Genomic DNA, 15,126 nt, shown 5'->3' on the forward strand with positions numbered 1-15,126 from the left:
TTTTTAATTTGAATTCATCGTTGTAATGTTGCCGTATTTTCCCCACTGTGAACACCTCACCTTTCGTAGCTTATTTTATCTGATCCACGTTAAGGGGTGTCCACTTTTTATTCTAACTGCATTGACGACCTTACGGGAGTAGGTTTGGTGTTTTGGAGGTTGCGTAAGGTCGTTTGACGACCTTACGGGAGTAGGTTGGGTGTTTTGGAGGTTGCGTAAGGTCGTTTGACGACCTTACGGGAGCAGGTTTGGCGTGTTATTCTCCTATATACTGAACCTTTTTCCCCGAGGGAGCGAATTAAGAGTTGTAACACGTTCAGGAGGGGCCCCCATGAATGATAAAGATTTACTTCCGTGGCTTGAAAAAGCGACGATGGGCGACGAGTCGGCCTTTCAGCTTGTCTATCAGGCGACTCATCAAGACGTCTATCGGACGGTTGCTTTTCTCGTCTACAACAGCCAGGACATTGAGGATATCGTAAATGAAGTTTACATGCGGATGTGGCGGTCGTTTCACATGTATGACCCGAACCGGCCGTTCCGGTTTTGGCTGCACGGGATTACTGTCCGTCAAGTTCAGGATTGGAAAAGAAAGGCGTGGCGGCGGATTCGTCTGTTTGAACGAAACCGCCAGATGACTGACGAACAGTTCGACTGGACGGACAAGGCTGTTCTGCAGTCCGAGACGCAGCATGAGCTGTTCAGCCTAGTCCGCCAGTTGTCGTACAAACAGCGAGTGGTTGTCATCCTGCGCTATTTTCACGACTACGCGTTGGAAGAAATTGCAGACATGCTGCAGATTCCCGTTGGCACAGTGAAATCCAGGCAACATCTGGCACTGAAAGAACTCCGCAAACGGATTGCAATGACGGGAGGAGACGCGTATGTCCTTTGAGAAGGAATTGCGTGAAGAGCTTCGCCAGGCGGCAGATTCGATGTACTGTCCACCCGAGCTGCAGGAGCGTGTCCAACAATCCTATCAACGTTATTTGAACGAAAAGAGAGGTAAATCTCCTATGAAAAAACGCCTGCTTGCAAGTATTGCCGCAGCAGCAATCCTGATTCCGTCTGCCGCATTTGCTGCCTCCAATCTTACCGATGAAATTTTCGGATCTTCTAAGAAAATTGAACAGCGCGGCGGTACACAGGAAGATTCCCAGGAAATTGAAGGATTTCTTCAAGCTGCTAAAGGAAAGCTTGCAGATGCTGAATTCAAGGAATATATGGAGCTCACTAAGCAGTTGATGCAATTAAAGCTGAAGATCACCGATGAAAATGGAGTCACAAATGAGGAGAAGCTGACCAAGGAAGAACAAAAGCAGTGGAGGGAACTCGCCACTAAGCTTGCCCCGTACTTTGAGAAAATCAATGGAACTGCCAAGCCTTAAAAAATGTAGCAGGGACCCATCCGATGAGGATAGGGTCCTTTTTTCGTTCATCGGTTGCAATTGCCAATCAATGCTCCCATTGAGCCGCTGCAAAAAAGCTATATCAGCACTTTAAAGTATGCTAATATGGACTACACGTCCATATTTAACACATTATCGCTTCAAGGAGGAGTAATAGTGGAAAAGCTGGATCCATCCTTAAAAGCACTAGAAATCATCGAAGCCTGCGCAAAATCCGGAACGGAAGGCTTGGGAGTAACCGAAATCGTTAACGAGACGGGGTTAAGCCGCAGCACGGTGCACCGTTTAGTAACGTCAATGACCGAGTCTCACTATCTGCGGAGAGTGGGTACGAGCAAAAAGTTCAAACTAGGCTACCGCTTGTTAAGCCTGACCGACTCCTTATCCAATGATTTGAAAATCAAGGACATTGCATCGCCGTATTTGCATCAGCTGTCGCAGCGGACGCAGGAAGCGGTGCATTTGATTCAGCAGGACGGCAATTACGCCGTGTACGTGGACAAGATCGACAGCCCGCAGCCCGTAGGCCTTTTGTCCAAAGTCGGAACGAGACTGTTTCTGCATTGTACAGGCGCAGGCAAGGTGCTGCTGGCCCATTTAAGTCCAGAGCAGAGAGAGCAGATTGCAAGCGAAGTCGGTCTTCCTGCGCAAACGCCTCACACGATTACGGATTTGAACCAGCTGCATCAAGAGCTGGAAACGATAAAGGCTCAAGGCTACGGTTACGACCGCATGGAAAATCGGGAAGGGATTTATTGCATTTCCGGTCCAATCTACAATCACCGCCATGAGGTTGTCGCTGCGTTCAGCGTATCGGGGCCTTCGTACCGTTTTTCCTTAGAGCAGCTGGAGCAGCACATTCCTGCCATCAGGGAGACGTCTCGACTCATTTCCGAGCAGCTCGGTTACCGGGAGTAAACGAGCTTCCTTCCCGAAAAACTTGAAAGGGTTTTCAAAAAGGGATTTACTTCTGCATTTCTCGTGTGCTACACTAAATGTGTACCAAATAAGAGATGCAATCCCATATTTGAAACAAAAGGGAGGGAGCATAGTGACGACACAGTCCAGCAGCGCTCAATCGCCGGAAAGGATGCACGGAATTATTTCGGCTATGGTGACGCCTTTAAGCGCTTCGGGCGACGACGTCGACCTGGAAGGTGTCAAGAGCCTCGTTCATTTTTTGCTGGAGAAAGGAATTCATGGCCTATTCCCGTTAGGCTCAACAGGTGAAGGCGTGCTGTTGACCGAAAAGGCCAGAATGAAGCTTGCCGAGAAGGTTGTACTGGAAGTAGAGGGGCAAGTGCCTGTCATTGTCCATTCGGGAGCTTTTAGCGCGGGAGAGGTTATTCGCTTATCTCAGCACGCGATGGAAATCGGAGCGGACGGCGTATCCGTCATACCGCCAACCTACTACACCTTAGACGACCAAGCCCTCCTGCAGTACTTCTCGACAATTGCCGAAGCAGTCCATCCGTTTCCAGTCTACTTATACAACATTCCGGCTAACGCCAAAAATTCAATTTCCGTTCCCTTGTTTGCAACACTATCCCAGCAACACACGAACATCCGCGGCATGAAAGAGAGCAGCATGAATTTCTCCAACTTTTACGATTTAGTGAGGACGGCCAAGCCCGATCAAATCAAGCTGATGGGCAACGACGACCAGATTTTTGCCGCGATGTGCATTGGCGGTAACGGGGCGATTTCAGCGGGCTCAACCGCTGTGCCGGAACCTTATATTGAGCTTTACAATGCATTTGTTGAAGGAGACTTTCCAAAGGCGTTTTACTGGCAGACGATCTGCTCAAAAGTAAAACAAATGCTGGTTCGCTCTACCCCGGTTGCCCCGCATAAAAAAGTGCTGCAGCTGCGCAACGTCATGGAGGACAAAGTAAGTCCCCCGCTGCGCCAGCTTAACGACAAGGAGCTTGCTGAGCTGCAGCATTCCTTGGAGGACCTTGGATATTTACACTATCAATCGTGACGGCAAAGGAGAATGAGCATGAATATTGGGATTCTTTCCAGCTCTTTCGGAATCAGGCCGCTGCGCGAGCTGGCGCTGGCAATGGGGCAGAAAGGCTTCCGCACAACCCAGGTCAACTTGAAATGGATCAGCGACATCGATTCTTCTCCCGGCAAGCTGAGCAGCGGACTCGCCAACTATGTGGCGGAAACATTCCAGCAGCAAGGGATTCGCATTCCATCGCTAGGCTGCTACACGAATCTGATTCATCCGGACGCTGAGGAAAGAAGGAGGGGCATACGCAGGGTCAAGGAACAGATCCGCTTTGCGCGCGATTTTGGCTCCAGCTCGGTCGCAACCGAAACCGGCACGCTTAATCTGGAGAACCAGTTCGAGGGGCATGCCGGCAACCAGAGCGAGGACAATTGGAATTTGCTCACGGATATTGTAGGCGAGCTGCTGGAGGAAGCGGAGAAATGGAACGTTCATTTGGCGCTGGAGGGATTTACCAAAAACGTCATTGATACGCCGGAAAGAATGCAGCGCATGCTGGAAAAATACCCGTCGTCCCATCTGGGCATCGTAATGGACCCCTGCAATTATATCGACGAGACGAATATGGATCGGCAGGAAGCGGTCATTGACGATGCGTTTGAGCGGCTAGGCGAATTTATTTTACTGGCGCATGCCAAGGATTACCGGATCGACGAGGGCACAATGATTCAGCCAGCTGCCGGAACCGGACTACTGAATTACCCGCATTATTTGCAGCGTCTGCTGCAAAGCAAGCCGCATGTCCACTTGTATTTGGAGCATGTGCCCGAAGACCAGATGTATCAAGCGTTAGGAATTGTCACCAATCACATCAAAAATGTAAGCGCCACCAACGAATAAAGGTCACCACAACGATCTGAAACGGAGGCTTACCGATGATGAAAAGGGGATCGGGTTTTGCTTTATCTATCATGCTTCTGTCCGCTTTGACGCTTTCCGCTTGCAGTAACGGAGAAGGCGCAGCAGACGGCGGCGGCAAAAAACAGACGATTAATTTTGTCCATTGGCGCGGCGAGGATACGGAAACGTTCAACAGCATCATCAGCAAGTTTGAGCAAGAAAACCCTTCTATTAATGTGGATATGACCGTGTTCAGCTCCGGCGATCCATACAATAACGGCCTGCAGGCCATGCTCCTGTCCGGCGAAGGAGCCGATGTATTCGTATCCACTCCCGGATCGCTATTCAGCACTCTTCTTAAATCCAATGCTTTCGAGGATCTAAGCGGCACTCCTCTGCTCAACAGCTTTTCTCCTGATTTAATCAAATCCGGGCAATCCGACGGCAAGCAGTACGCCATTCCCTATCAACTTGTGTATAACGTTCCTGTCTACAACAAAACCATGCTGGATAAACTCGGCATTCAGCCGCCCAAAGACTGGGACGGGTTTCTCGCGATGTGCCAGAAGCTCAAAGACGAAGGAATCACCCCGATTCTGTACGGTTATGACGTCTCGCCTGGGCAGCTGATCAACACACTCGTCATGAATCTCATGCCTGAAGATGACAGCTTTAACAAATTCCAGACCGGCGAGGTAAAAGCGACCGACCCGTGGTTTGCGGAAGCGCTGACACGCTTCAAGGAGCTGGTGGATAAAGGCTACATCTTGAAAAATGCCTCCGGCACCAAGTACGAAGGAGCTTTATCGCTGTTCGCACAGCAAAAAGGCGCGATTCTGGCCTCAGGCTCTTATTCCATGGCGACCATTGCCAAGCAGAATCCAGCCATTGAGCTTGGCCTGCTGGCTCCAATTACAACTTCGGGCTCCGATGCGAAATACGAAGGCGTGCATACGACAACGTTTATGCTGGCCGTCAACGCGAAGTCCAAGCATAAAGAAGCGGCTGTCCAATTCGCCGAATTTCTTGCCAAACCGGATATCGCCGCCGAATATGCCAATGCGACCGGACAGCTGCTCACCGTAAAAGATGTGAAATACGATTCGAAGGAATTAATTATTCAGAGCGAATGGATGTCCAAAAAAACGGTGTTCCAGCCTCGGCTGATCAACACGAACAAAAAGATTGAAACGGCGCTGAACGAATCGCTGAACATGATCGTGGGAGGCGCAAGCGTAGAAAAAACGATTTCGACGACGCAAGCTGAAATTGACCGCAATCTGACGAAGTAAACGGGAGTTAAAAGGGGGCGCTGCTCTGCCCTCTCCTCCCAGGGAAGGGAGAGGCGGATCATTTGAAAACGAGAAACGGAACGTTATGGCTGTTCATCATCCCGGGTCTGATCTTGTATTCGTTCTTTTTCATCATTCCGGCGGTATCCTCTCTGCTGCTCAGCCTGACCAATTGGGACGGCATGACGTATCAATTCGACTGGGTCGGCCTGAAGCATTACGGCGATCTTGCCAGGGATCCGGTGTTCGGCAAAGCGCTTGGCAATAACGTCAAATTCAGCCTGACGGTCATCATTTTTCAGTTCGGCCTGTCACTGTTCTTTGCCATACTGGTCATGAAAAATACGAAGCTGAACGTGGTTTACCGGACGATCTTCTTTTTTCCGACTGTGGTGTCTTCCGTGTCCATCGGATTCATCTGGATGTTCGTCTACGATCCCAATATCGGCTCCTTAAATCTGCTGCTGAATTCTCTCGGACTAGAATCTTTAGCCCGCTCGTGGCTCGGCGAGCCGAGTCTTGCGATTTACAGCATCGCTTTTGTGCAGTTCTGGGGTCATACGGGCCAGGTGATGATTATTTTCATCGCAGGACTGCAGTCGATTCCGAAGGATCTGTACGAGGTGGCGAATATAGAAGGGGCAAGCAGATGGAACGCGTTCCGGTATGTGACTTGGCCGCTGCTTGCTCCTTCCGCGACCATCGTGCTGGCATATACAACGATTCAGTCGTTCAAGTCGTTCGACCTCATCATTGCGATGACGGACGGCGGGCCCAACTACGCAAGCGAGATATTGTCCACATTTATGTATCATCAGGCATTTACCTACTTCAGCTTCGGTTACGCTACCGCCGCCGCCGTTGTGCTCATGCTGATCATTATGGTGGTCACATACTTCCAATTCCGCCTGCTTAAAGCGGATCGCGTCGTCTATTGAATTCCACGAGGAAAGCGGGGTGATACGATTGGACCTGAAAACGTTTGCCGGAAAAACGTTCAAGCAAGCTCTGCTGATCGCTTATGTATTGGCCGTCATTCTACCGTTCACGGTCATGTTTTTTGCAACCTTCAAATCGATGTCGGGGCTGTTTCAGGATCCGCTGGGACTGCCGGATTCGTTTAAACTGACCAACTACATCGAGCTGTTCCGCAAGCAGGATATGTTCATCTATTTCAAAAACAGCACCGTCGTCACGTTTTTCTCCGTCGGTTCCATCTTGTTTTTATCCAGTCTGGTTGCCTTTGGCATCTCCCGGATGAAAGGCCGCACGGGCGCGATGCTGTTCGCATTTTTCACGCTAGGCATGATGATCCCATCTCAAACGAGCATCATACCGCTGTTCATTCTGATGTCGAAGCTGGGTCTGAGCAATTCTCAGCTGGGCCTGGTGCTTGTTGAAACGGCCTTTATCATTCCGATTGGCGTGTTTATCCTGACGGGATTTATGAGGACGATTCCGCAGGAGATGATTGAAGCGGCGCAGATGGACGGAGCAAACGAATGGCATGTGTACCGGCGCATTGCGCTGCCGATCTCGCTTCCCTCTGTCGCTACGCTGGCTATTTTTGCGCTGATGATTGTCTGGAACAACTTGCTGCTGCCGCTGCTTCTGCTCAAGCAATCCTCAATCAAAACGCTGCCGCTTAAGCTGCTTGAATTCAAAGGCGAGTATTTAACAAACTATCCGCTGCTTTTCTCGGCTGTCGTTGTCATCTCGGTTCCGATGGTCGTGCTCTATGTGTTTCTGCAGCGTTATTTCATTGAAGGCGTTACGGCTGGCTCGATTAAAGGATAAGTCAAGGAGTGATGGGAATGAGAGCGGTACAGATCGGTGTCGGAAGCATGACCTTTGGCCGAACGTGGCGGAAGGGGCTCATGGAAATTGAAGGCGTTGAAACCGTTGGCCTGATCGATCCCAATCCGGCTTTTTTGGAGGAAGCTCGCGGATTTTACGGCCTTCCGGCAGAAAGCTGCGCCAGCTGGGCGAGCAAGGAATTTTACGAGCAGGTGCAGGCGGACTTTATTATCGATTCCACGCCGCATTCGTTCCATTACAAAAATGCCATTGAAGCGATGCGCTGCGGGCTGAATGTTATCGTCGTCAAACCGATGAGCGATACGGTTGCTACGGCGGCTACGATGGTCAAGGAAGCGGAGCGGCTGGGAAGAAAGCTCGTTGTCGCTCAGCAAATCCGGTTTATGCAGCCGGTGCTGCAGCTGAAAAAGCTGATCGCGGAAGGTATTGTCGGTGATGTCGCCTATATTCAGGCGGACAGTTATTTTACAAGGCAGGGTCCCGTCCGGGATAAATGGTATCAGCCGCACCCGCTGCTGCTGGAATGCGCTATTCATCAGTTCGATCTGATTCGCTGGATGACCGGGCTTGAGCCGGAATCGGTCATGGCGGATGCCTGGAATATGCCGTGGAACGATGAGGTATGGGGCAAAAAAACCGCAATCGCTTTATTCCAAATGAATAACGGAAGCCGGGCGCTGTTTAGAGGGTTGTCGACCGAGCAGCCGGGAGAAAGCTACCCGGGCCATTGGGAAATTGAAGGAGATAAAGGCGTGCTCAGCCTAATTAAAGGCAATATCTACTTGGGCGGCGAGAGAATCTGGCCTGCGGAGGAAATAAGCGAGGCTGAGCTGGATTTACCGGCGCTCAATGCAGAGGTTCTGAAGGATGCAATCGCTTATTTTGCAGGCAATGAGTCGCCTGTGCTGAGCGGGGCTGACAATTTGAAGAGCTTAAGAATGGCTTTCGGCTGCATGGATTCGTCGGAAAAAGGCCAGCGGATCCAATTGTAAGGAGGGGATGAAATGGCACAGAAACAGTCCGGCAAACAGCCGCATGAAAAGATGGACGGAAATTCCGCGGCCCAGCCGTACAATGTGTCGCCAAGCGATTACGAAGGATATCTTCAAGCCGCGCGCGAGCATGACAGGGACTTGTGGGAAAACAACGGATGGGGCATTCGTTCGATTGAAGGGGAGCATGACACGCTCATCTGGACATCGCCCTATCATTTCCGCTCCCGGCCGGAGAAGGGGCCGTTTGCATTCCAGGAAGCGAGTATTTTGCAGTCGATGGTCGTTGATGTAAAGTACACGGCGGAACAGAAAAAGGGCATGAACGATAATGACTTTTACATTACGGGCTGGAACGGCCGCGAGGATCTGCGCCCACCGGATGATCTTTCTATCCGCAGCGAGAAGGACCGGACGGTATGGGAAATTGGCGACATGACCTACGAAGCCGCGCCTCCTGTCTGGAAGGTGCATGGCCAGGACCGCGAGCTCGGATACGACTTTACGTTCAAGGCCGACGATCCCGCTATCTGGATGACCGATCCGGCACGATCGGCCGTGGAAACCGGAGACCGGTGGCATATGATCTATGTCGATGCGCAAGGCAAGCTCGTCACGCCGAACCGGACCATTCCCGTCAGCGGCATGGCGTGGCATGAGCGGCATGTGCATCTGTCGACGACCTACGATCCGGCTTCTCTGCTGAAGGGCAGGGGATTGGTCATTCATAACGCGTTCTCTCGGGACTTCCAGGTGTTTTTCCTGGCCCGCCCGGATCTGGGCGTCTATCGCGCTAAAGTATCGAGTCCCGACGGCCTGATTGACTTTTTTGGTGAAAGTGAAATTCGGATGAGCTTTGATAACCATTGGGTAGATCCAAGGAGCAAATTTGAAATTCCTTGCGCCTGGACGATTGAGCTGGAGAACGACAAAGCTAAGCTGACGCTGGCCGTGACCGGTTTCGCACGCTCTTATTACTTGTGGAACAATCTGCGCAGAGGCGTTAATGTGCTGTACTGGTGGCTGGCGGAATCAAGCGGCGAGTGGACGGATAAACGCACAGGAACAACGACGGCTATCCGCGATTTAAAACATGTCGTCCATGCCAATCGGACGTTTTTCCATTACTCCAATTGAGAAAGGCTGTGGGCATGCTGTGAAAGCGATTATCCGCGAGGTGAAGGTGTATGGCGTCAAGGTGCCCCGCAAAGGGACCTGGTCGCTGCACCGGGGAACGATTCCGACCCACTCCACCTTTACTCTGGTGAAAGTCGTCTCGGAGGATGGAGTTGTTGGCTGGGGAGAAGCGACGATTCCTTTTCCAACGCTTAAGCCGTTGATTGAGTATTATTGGTCCGATCTGCTCATTGGTCGGAATGCGCTGGATATTGCTCATATCCATGATGAGCTGGACCGGATCGAGATGATGGTCATGGAGCGGATCGGCTTCTGGAACCCGGCCCGGGCCGCAATTGATATTGCGCTTCACGATATGAAAGGCAAATATTTGGGCTTGCCGGTGTCCAGCCTGCTCGGCAGCGTGTACCGGGACCGCATTCCGATGATCAAAAATGTCGGCATCGGCGATGTGAATCAGTCCGTACAGGTTGCAGAGCGGCTGGTCGGAGAAGGGTACCGGACGGTGAAAATTCGTGTCGGAGCCGACGAAAAGCTCGATGTGGAGCGAATAACGGCGCTGCATCAGCATCTCGGCCCGGACATTCCGATCCGCGCGGACGCCAATCAGGCGTGGAATCTGAAACAAGCCGTTTCCATTATTAAACGAATGGAAGCGAACGGACTGGAGAGCATCGAGCAGCCGCTCAAGCGCTGGGATATTGACGGAGCACGCGAGCTGATGAAGCTGATCGACGCGCCAATCATGGCGGACGAAGGCTTTTGGACGCTTGATGAGGCGATGGCGCTCATGCACAACCGCGCGGTCAATATTCTGCATCTGTACTTATCCAAATGCGGCGGACTCTATCCGTCGATGCAGATTGTCCAAGCGGCGCGGGCGTTCGACGTAGACGTTACGCTCGGCGAACGGCTGCCGCTCGGCATCTGCGAAGCGGCGGACGCGCATTTTGCGGCGGTGCTGCCGAAGCTTCGTTATCCATGCGCGATCTCCTACGATTTGAATGAAGACGATCTGCTCACAGAGTCTCTGGCGCGCTCGGCTGGCAGCCTGCATGTGCCGGATGGAATCGGACTCGGCATCGAGGTCGATGAGGAGAAGGTGGCGTTTTACTCGGAGCAGCCGGCTCGCCTCGTGTAACGGCGAATCAGCGGCGGCGAAGCTCGGAACGGCTTGGCAGCATATCAGCAAGTCAAATAAAGCCACGCCGCTGCCCGCAACTCTATGATCAAGGAGGCTGTTATGGCAGAGTTATCGCTAACAGGCGGAGCCGGTCCGCCTAATCGAGAGCTGATGCGTTTGTTCGATGTATCGAGCCCGGATGCAGAAAAGGCCGGGAATAGGACAACGAGCTGCGAGGAGGTTGCCGCCTACGGCGGTTCGGCGCTGCGTCTGCAGGCTGGCGGGTACGAAGCGCTGCTTCTTCCGGAGCGGGGCGGGAATATGATTTCGCTGAGTTACGGGAGCCTCAGCTTCCTCCGCAGTCCGCGGCCCGATCAGGAGGCGGAATTCGCCGAGAAGCCGTCCCGTTATGGCATCCCTGTTCTGTTTCCGCCTAACCGAATTGGAGACGGCCGTTTTACGGCGGCAGGCAGAAGGTATCAATTTCCGGTGAATGAAGCGGTCTTCAACAACCATATTCACGGTCTGTTCGTCCGGTTGCCCTGGACCGTGCTGGATCAAGGCGCGGGCAGAAACGAAGCTTACGCTGAAGTCGGCCAGCTCGTTGATGAGACTCATCCTGTTTATGGACTGTTCCCGCATCATTTCGAGCTGCGCATTCGGTACACGCTTGCGGCGCACGGATTAAAGCAGCGTGTGCGTATCGTCAATCATGGCGAAAAGCCGCTGCCCTGCATGCTTGGCTTTCACACTGCCTTCAACGTTCCATTCAGCCCGCAAGGCAATCCGGCGGATTATACCGTAAAGGTTCCTCTTGGAGAGCATTGGGTTACAGATGAACGAATGCTGCCGACGGGCCGAATGCAGGAGCTTGACGACGCGGACCGGCTAGTTGCCTCAGGCGGGGCGTCTCCTTTTGCGAAAGAGTGGGCCGATTATTATACGGCCTGCCCGAGAACGGCGGGACGGGTAGGCCCGGTGAACGCGATGGAGCTAATTGACCGGGGACTGGGCATCAAGCTTGTGTATGAGGCCGGCGAAGCTTATCGGCACTGGGTGCTCTGGAACGATTCGGCAGCGGGCGATTTCATTTGCGTCGAGCCGCAAACCTGCGCGGTTAATGCGGCAAATCTGCCGCTGCCGCCGGAAGAAACCGGCCTGCTAATGCTGGAGGCTGGGGACGTATGGGAAGCGGAATCAAGGCTATACGCCGAAGCATGGGAAGGAGGAGGGTCGGTTGGCGGAAGATTTGAAGAATAAGGTTGTCATGGTAACTGGCTCGGCCAAAAGCATCGGCAAAGGCATCGCGCTGGAATTTGCGGCTGCAGGCTGCAGGCTTATCATCGCCGACCGCGATGAGAAAACAGGCGAGGCAACGGCCGCAGCTATTCGGGAGAGTGGCGGCTCGGCGGCATTCATTCCGATGGATCTGACCTCTCCGCACAGCGTCCGTTCCGCAGTTGCGCGGGCCAAGGCGGAATTCGGCCGCATCGATGTTCTGATTAACAATGCGGCGGTCGTGGAGCCGATCAAGCCTTTTCTTGAGCTTGGCGAGGGGGAGTGGAACGATGTCCTGCTCGGCAATGTGACCGGCACATTCCTGCTCAGCCAGGCAGCGGCGCGGCTAATGATTCACGGGGGAGGCGGCGCAATGATTAATCTGCTGGCGATTCAGACGGAAAGCCCGCTTCCGGGTTACGCCGCTTATTGCGCCAGCAAGGGCGGGCTGGAGGTGCTGACGCGGTCAATGGCGGTAGAGCTTGCCGAATACGGCATTCGCGTCAACGGCATTTCGCTTGGCGCGGTGTACGCCGATTCCGTTCGCCGCAATTTGCCGCAGGACCAGTATCCGCCGGAACGCGATGATTTTGAAAATGTGCCGCCGGAGCTTGATGCGGCATCCGGCACGCTTGTCGGACGGCTCGGCAGACCTTCGGATGCTGGCAAATTGGCCGTTTTTCTGGCATCATCCGCTGCAGGCTTCATGACCGGCGGCATATACCGCGCTGATGGAGGACGGCTGCTTAACCGGAGGTCTGCCACATGACCCAGGCTCTGAAGCAGCTGCATCGAATTTCTTGCCTGATCGGCGAGGATAAACCGCTCTACCAGCATGTGCTGGAGGGAGACGACACCGTGCTCTGGATCGACGCGGGAATCGCTTCGACGCCAAGACAGGAAATGATGCCTTACTGGCATAATCATGCCGGAAGTTCAGCCATGGAGAAAAAACAGCTGCTGCTCGTTACTCATGCGGATGTGGATCATTTCGGCGGCTGCGGGGCGCTTCAGAAATGGCTGCCGAGGCTTACAACGATGGCGCATCAAGCGGATATCGCCTGGATTTCCAATATGGAGAGGATTGTGGCCGAAAGGTATGCCATGCATGCCGAGGACGGAGCTGCTTTGTCTGCGGAGCGGATTGCCCAGCTGCAGGAGCGCTCCGGAGGCGGCGCCCCAATCGATATCGCTTTGTCCGGCGGGGAAACGATTCGGCTTGGCTCAGCCGGAGACTGGCAGCTCTTGTCTACCCCCGGCCATACGCCAGGGCATCTGGCATTGTGGGAGGAGCGGTCAAAAACCGCGATTATCGGCGATGCCGTTCTCGGAAGAGGGCTGTACAATACGGCAGGCCGGCTTGTAGCCCCGCCTCCCTATTATGACTGCGGCGATTACGAGGGCACCATTGAGCTGCTGCGCGGGCTTGAGCTCGATATCGTGTATTCCTCTCATTTTCCGGTCATGGACAGGGGCGAATTCCAATGCTTTCTCGATGAGAGCCTGGATATGATGCGACAGCTGGATCATGCGCTGCTTCTGCTTCCCAAAGAGCGCAAGTACACGTTGAGCGAGCTTTGCCGGGAAGCCGGCAGCCGCATCGGCTGCTGGCCGGAGCAGGCATGGAGCGGATTATGCGATCCGGTGTCCGCGCATCTGAAGGCATTTATCCGTGCGGGGAAAGCAGCGGTCTCGCTTGATGCGGGGCAGCGGCTGTACTCATTTCACTGAAACGAGGAGGGCAGAGCAATGAACCGAGCAATTGCAATTGAGGGACGCATGTACATGAACGGCGAGTGGGTGCAGTCTTCCGGCAACGGCAGCCGGGAGGTGCTCAATCCCGCTACAGGCGAAGTTGTCGGCACGATTCCAACCGCTACCTGCGAGGATGCGGCAAAAGCGGCGGAGCATGCTCGATCGGCATTCCGTCATTGGGCCAAAATGCCCGCTCCTGCCAGGGCAGCGCTGCTGCAGCAGGCAGCCGTGCGAATCAGAGAGCGGAAGCAAGAGATTGCCGAGACGCTGACGCTGGAGCAAGGTAAGCCTCTTTCGGAATCGCTTGGCGAAGTCGCGATTGCGGCGGACTACTTGGCGTGGTACGGGGAAGAGGCCCGCAGAATCTACGGCGAGACAGTGCCGTCTTCCGCGGAAGACAAACGGATTCTCGTCATTCGCCAGCCGGTCGGAGTCGTCGCCGCAATCACGCCGTGGAACTTCCCGGCCTCCATGATTGCGCGCAAAATCGGCCCGGCGCTCGCCGCAGGCTGTACCGTTGTCCTAAAGCCTGCGGATGCAACGCCGCTTACGGCAGTAAAGCTGTTCGAGGTATTCCACGAATGCGGCTTTCCTCCCGGCGTAGTCAATTTGGTCACAGGCAAAGGAAGCGTCGTTGGGCCGGAGTGGCTGTCGAACCGCCATGTAAGCAAAATTGCTTTTACCGGTTCAACCGAGGTCGGTAAAGGGCTGCTGCGCGATGCGGCCGATCAGGTGAAACGAATGACGATGGAGCTGGGCGGCCATGCGCCGTTCATCGTGTTCGACGATGCCGACCCGGAGGAGGCGGCGGAAGCTTGCTTAATCAGCAAGTTCCGCAATGCGGGCCAAACGTGCATCTGCGCCAATCGGGTTTATGTGCAGGAAGGCATCGCCGAGGCGTTTACCGCCAAGCTGCTTGCTAAGGTTAAAGCGCTGAAGATCGGCAACGGCGTAGAGCCGGGCGTCGAGATCGGGCCGCTGATCAATGGGGATGCCCGAGAAAAAGTATTATCGCAAGTGCAGGATGCGCTCGACAAAGGAGCTGTGCTGCTGCATGGCGGGCGCAAATGGGAGCCAAGCGATCCCGCCCTGAAATATGGAGCTTTTATGGAGCCGACCTTGCTGGCTAATGTCAACGATTCAATGGATGTTTGCCGCGAAGAAACGTTTGGCCCAATTGCTCCACTTGTTTCCTTCCGCAGCGAGGAGGAGGTTTTGGAAAAAGCGAACGCGCTCGGCTTCGGCTTGGCGGCATACGCTTTTACGCGGGATTTGGGCCGTTCCATACGGGTTTCGGAGGGGCTTGAATACGGAATTGTGGGCATTAACGATGCGCTTCCTACTGTTGTGCAGGCTCCCTTTGGCGGCTGGAAGGAAAGCGGCTTGGGCAGCGAAGGCGGCCGGCAGGGACTGGACGGTTTTCTCGAAACCAAATACATCTCGATCAAAATGGCGTAGCAGGCCG

General features: G+C 53.8%; 15 protein-coding genes. All 15 read left to right on the forward strand.

Annotated elements, in window-relative coordinates:
- Window positions 1–331: 331 nt before the first annotated feature.
- The 15 genes from M3223_RS15375 to M3223_RS15445 all read left to right on the forward strand — a co-directional run bounded on the left by M3223_RS15375 (window position 332) and on the right by M3223_RS15445 (window position 15,119).
- Entirely contained in the window at window positions 332–895 is a 564-nt protein-coding gene (locus M3223_RS15375; RefSeq protein ID WP_251563034.1) for a sigma-70 family RNA polymerase sigma factor, read from the forward strand.
- Complete coding sequence (locus M3223_RS15380) at window positions 885–1,388, forward strand: DUF3600 domain-containing protein (protein WP_251563036.1); 504 nt, start codon at window positions 885–887, stop codon at window positions 1,386–1,388. Before M3223_RS15375 ends, M3223_RS15380 begins: the two co-directional genes overlap by 11 nt.
- Window positions 1,389–1,565: 177 nt before the next feature.
- Window positions 1,566–2,327 carry an IclR family transcriptional regulator gene (locus tag M3223_RS15385; protein ID WP_251563038.1) on the forward strand — a complete coding sequence of 254 codons (762 nt, stop codon included), beginning with the start codon at window positions 1,566–1,568 and terminating at the stop codon, window positions 2,325–2,327.
- A 133-nt stretch (window positions 2,328–2,460) separates the two neighbouring features.
- Window positions 2,461–3,393 carry a dihydrodipicolinate synthase family protein gene (locus tag M3223_RS15390; RefSeq protein WP_251563040.1) on the forward strand — a complete coding sequence of 311 codons (933 nt, stop codon included), beginning with the start codon at window positions 2,461–2,463 and terminating at the stop codon, window positions 3,391–3,393.
- A gap of 18 nt (window positions 3,394–3,411) precedes the next feature.
- Window positions 3,412–4,266 carry a sugar phosphate isomerase/epimerase family protein gene (locus M3223_RS15395; protein ID WP_251563042.1) on the forward strand — a complete coding sequence of 285 codons (855 nt, stop codon included), beginning with the start codon at window positions 3,412–3,414 and terminating at the stop codon, window positions 4,264–4,266.
- Window positions 4,267–4,301: 35 nt separating this feature from the next.
- Window positions 4,302–5,558 (forward strand): ABC transporter substrate-binding protein, encoded by a 1,257-nt coding sequence (locus M3223_RS15400; protein ID WP_251563044.1) that lies wholly within the window; start codon window positions 4,302–4,304, stop codon window positions 5,556–5,558.
- 62 nt (window positions 5,559–5,620) lie between these two features.
- Entirely contained in the window at window positions 5,621–6,496 is an 876-nt protein-coding gene (locus M3223_RS15405) for a carbohydrate ABC transporter permease (protein ID WP_251563045.1), read from the forward strand.
- Window positions 6,497–6,515: 19 nt separating this feature from the next.
- Window positions 6,516–7,355, forward strand: a complete 840-nt coding sequence (locus M3223_RS15410) for a carbohydrate ABC transporter permease (RefSeq protein ID WP_251563047.1) — start codon at window positions 6,516–6,518, stop codon at window positions 7,353–7,355.
- Window positions 7,356–7,372: 17 nt separating this feature from the next.
- Window positions 7,373–8,368, forward strand: coding sequence for a Gfo/Idh/MocA family protein (locus M3223_RS15415; protein WP_251563049.1), 996 nt, complete (start codon window positions 7,373–7,375; stop codon window positions 8,366–8,368).
- A gap of 12 nt (window positions 8,369–8,380) precedes the next feature.
- Window positions 8,381–9,505, forward strand: coding sequence for a hypothetical protein (locus tag M3223_RS15420; RefSeq protein WP_251563051.1), 1,125 nt, complete (start codon window positions 8,381–8,383; stop codon window positions 9,503–9,505).
- A 19-nt stretch (window positions 9,506–9,524) separates the two neighbouring features.
- Window positions 9,525–10,646: a mandelate racemase/muconate lactonizing enzyme family protein gene (locus tag M3223_RS15425; protein WP_251563053.1), complete on the forward strand. Its 1,122-nt coding sequence runs from the start codon at window positions 9,525–9,527 to the stop codon at window positions 10,644–10,646.
- A 102-nt stretch (window positions 10,647–10,748) separates the two neighbouring features.
- On the forward strand, window positions 10,749–11,888 hold the full coding sequence (locus M3223_RS15430) for an aldose 1-epimerase (RefSeq protein ID WP_251563054.1): 1,140 nt from the start codon (window positions 10,749–10,751) through the stop codon (window positions 11,886–11,888).
- Complete coding sequence (locus tag M3223_RS15435; RefSeq protein ID WP_251563056.1) at window positions 11,866–12,675, forward strand: SDR family NAD(P)-dependent oxidoreductase; 810 nt, start codon at window positions 11,866–11,868, stop codon at window positions 12,673–12,675. Before M3223_RS15430 ends, M3223_RS15435 begins: the two co-directional genes overlap by 23 nt.
- A complete protein-coding gene (locus M3223_RS15440) occupies window positions 12,672–13,637 on the forward strand; it encodes an MBL fold metallo-hydrolase (protein WP_251563058.1) in 966 nt (321 codons plus the stop codon). Before M3223_RS15435 ends, M3223_RS15440 begins: the two co-directional genes overlap by 4 nt.
- Window positions 13,638–13,655: 18 nt before the next feature.
- Window positions 13,656–15,119 (forward strand): NAD-dependent succinate-semialdehyde dehydrogenase, encoded by a 1,464-nt coding sequence (locus M3223_RS15445; RefSeq protein WP_251563060.1) that lies wholly within the window; start codon window positions 13,656–13,658, stop codon window positions 15,117–15,119.
- Window positions 15,120–15,126 lie beyond the last annotated feature (7 nt).

Source organism: Paenibacillus pasadenensis (assembly GCF_023715725.1).
Classification (GTDB): domain Bacteria; phylum Bacillota; class Bacilli; order Paenibacillales; family Paenibacillaceae; genus Paenibacillus_O; species Paenibacillus_O pasadenensis_A.

What these genes read in the sequence shown, in the direction of transcription:
- M3223_RS15375 (WP_251563034.1), top strand. Translation starts at nt 332, where the DNA reads ATGAATGATAAAGATTTACTTCCGTGGCTTGAAAAAGCGACGATGGGC.
- M3223_RS15380 (WP_251563036.1), top strand. Translation starts at nt 885, where the DNA reads ATGTCCTTTGAGAAGGAATTGCGTGAAGAGCTTCGCCAGGCGGCAGAT.
- M3223_RS15395 (WP_251563042.1), top strand. Translation starts at nt 3,412, where the DNA reads ATGAATATTGGGATTCTTTCCAGCTCTTTCGGAATCAGGCCGCTGCGC.
- M3223_RS15400 (WP_251563044.1), top strand. Translation starts at nt 4,302, where the DNA reads ATGATGAAAAGGGGATCGGGTTTTGCTTTATCTATCATGCTTCTGTCC.
- M3223_RS15415 (WP_251563049.1), top strand. Translation starts at nt 7,373, where the DNA reads ATGAGAGCGGTACAGATCGGTGTCGGAAGCATGACCTTTGGCCGAACG.
- M3223_RS15420 (WP_251563051.1), top strand. Translation starts at nt 8,381, where the DNA reads ATGGCACAGAAACAGTCCGGCAAACAGCCGCATGAAAAGATGGACGGA.
- M3223_RS15430 (WP_251563054.1), top strand. Translation starts at nt 10,749, where the DNA reads ATGGCAGAGTTATCGCTAACAGGCGGAGCCGGTCCGCCTAATCGAGAG.
- M3223_RS15440 (WP_251563058.1), top strand. Translation starts at nt 12,672, where the DNA reads ATGACCCAGGCTCTGAAGCAGCTGCATCGAATTTCTTGCCTGATCGGC.
- M3223_RS15445 (WP_251563060.1), top strand. Translation starts at nt 13,656, where the DNA reads ATGAACCGAGCAATTGCAATTGAGGGACGCATGTACATGAACGGCGAG.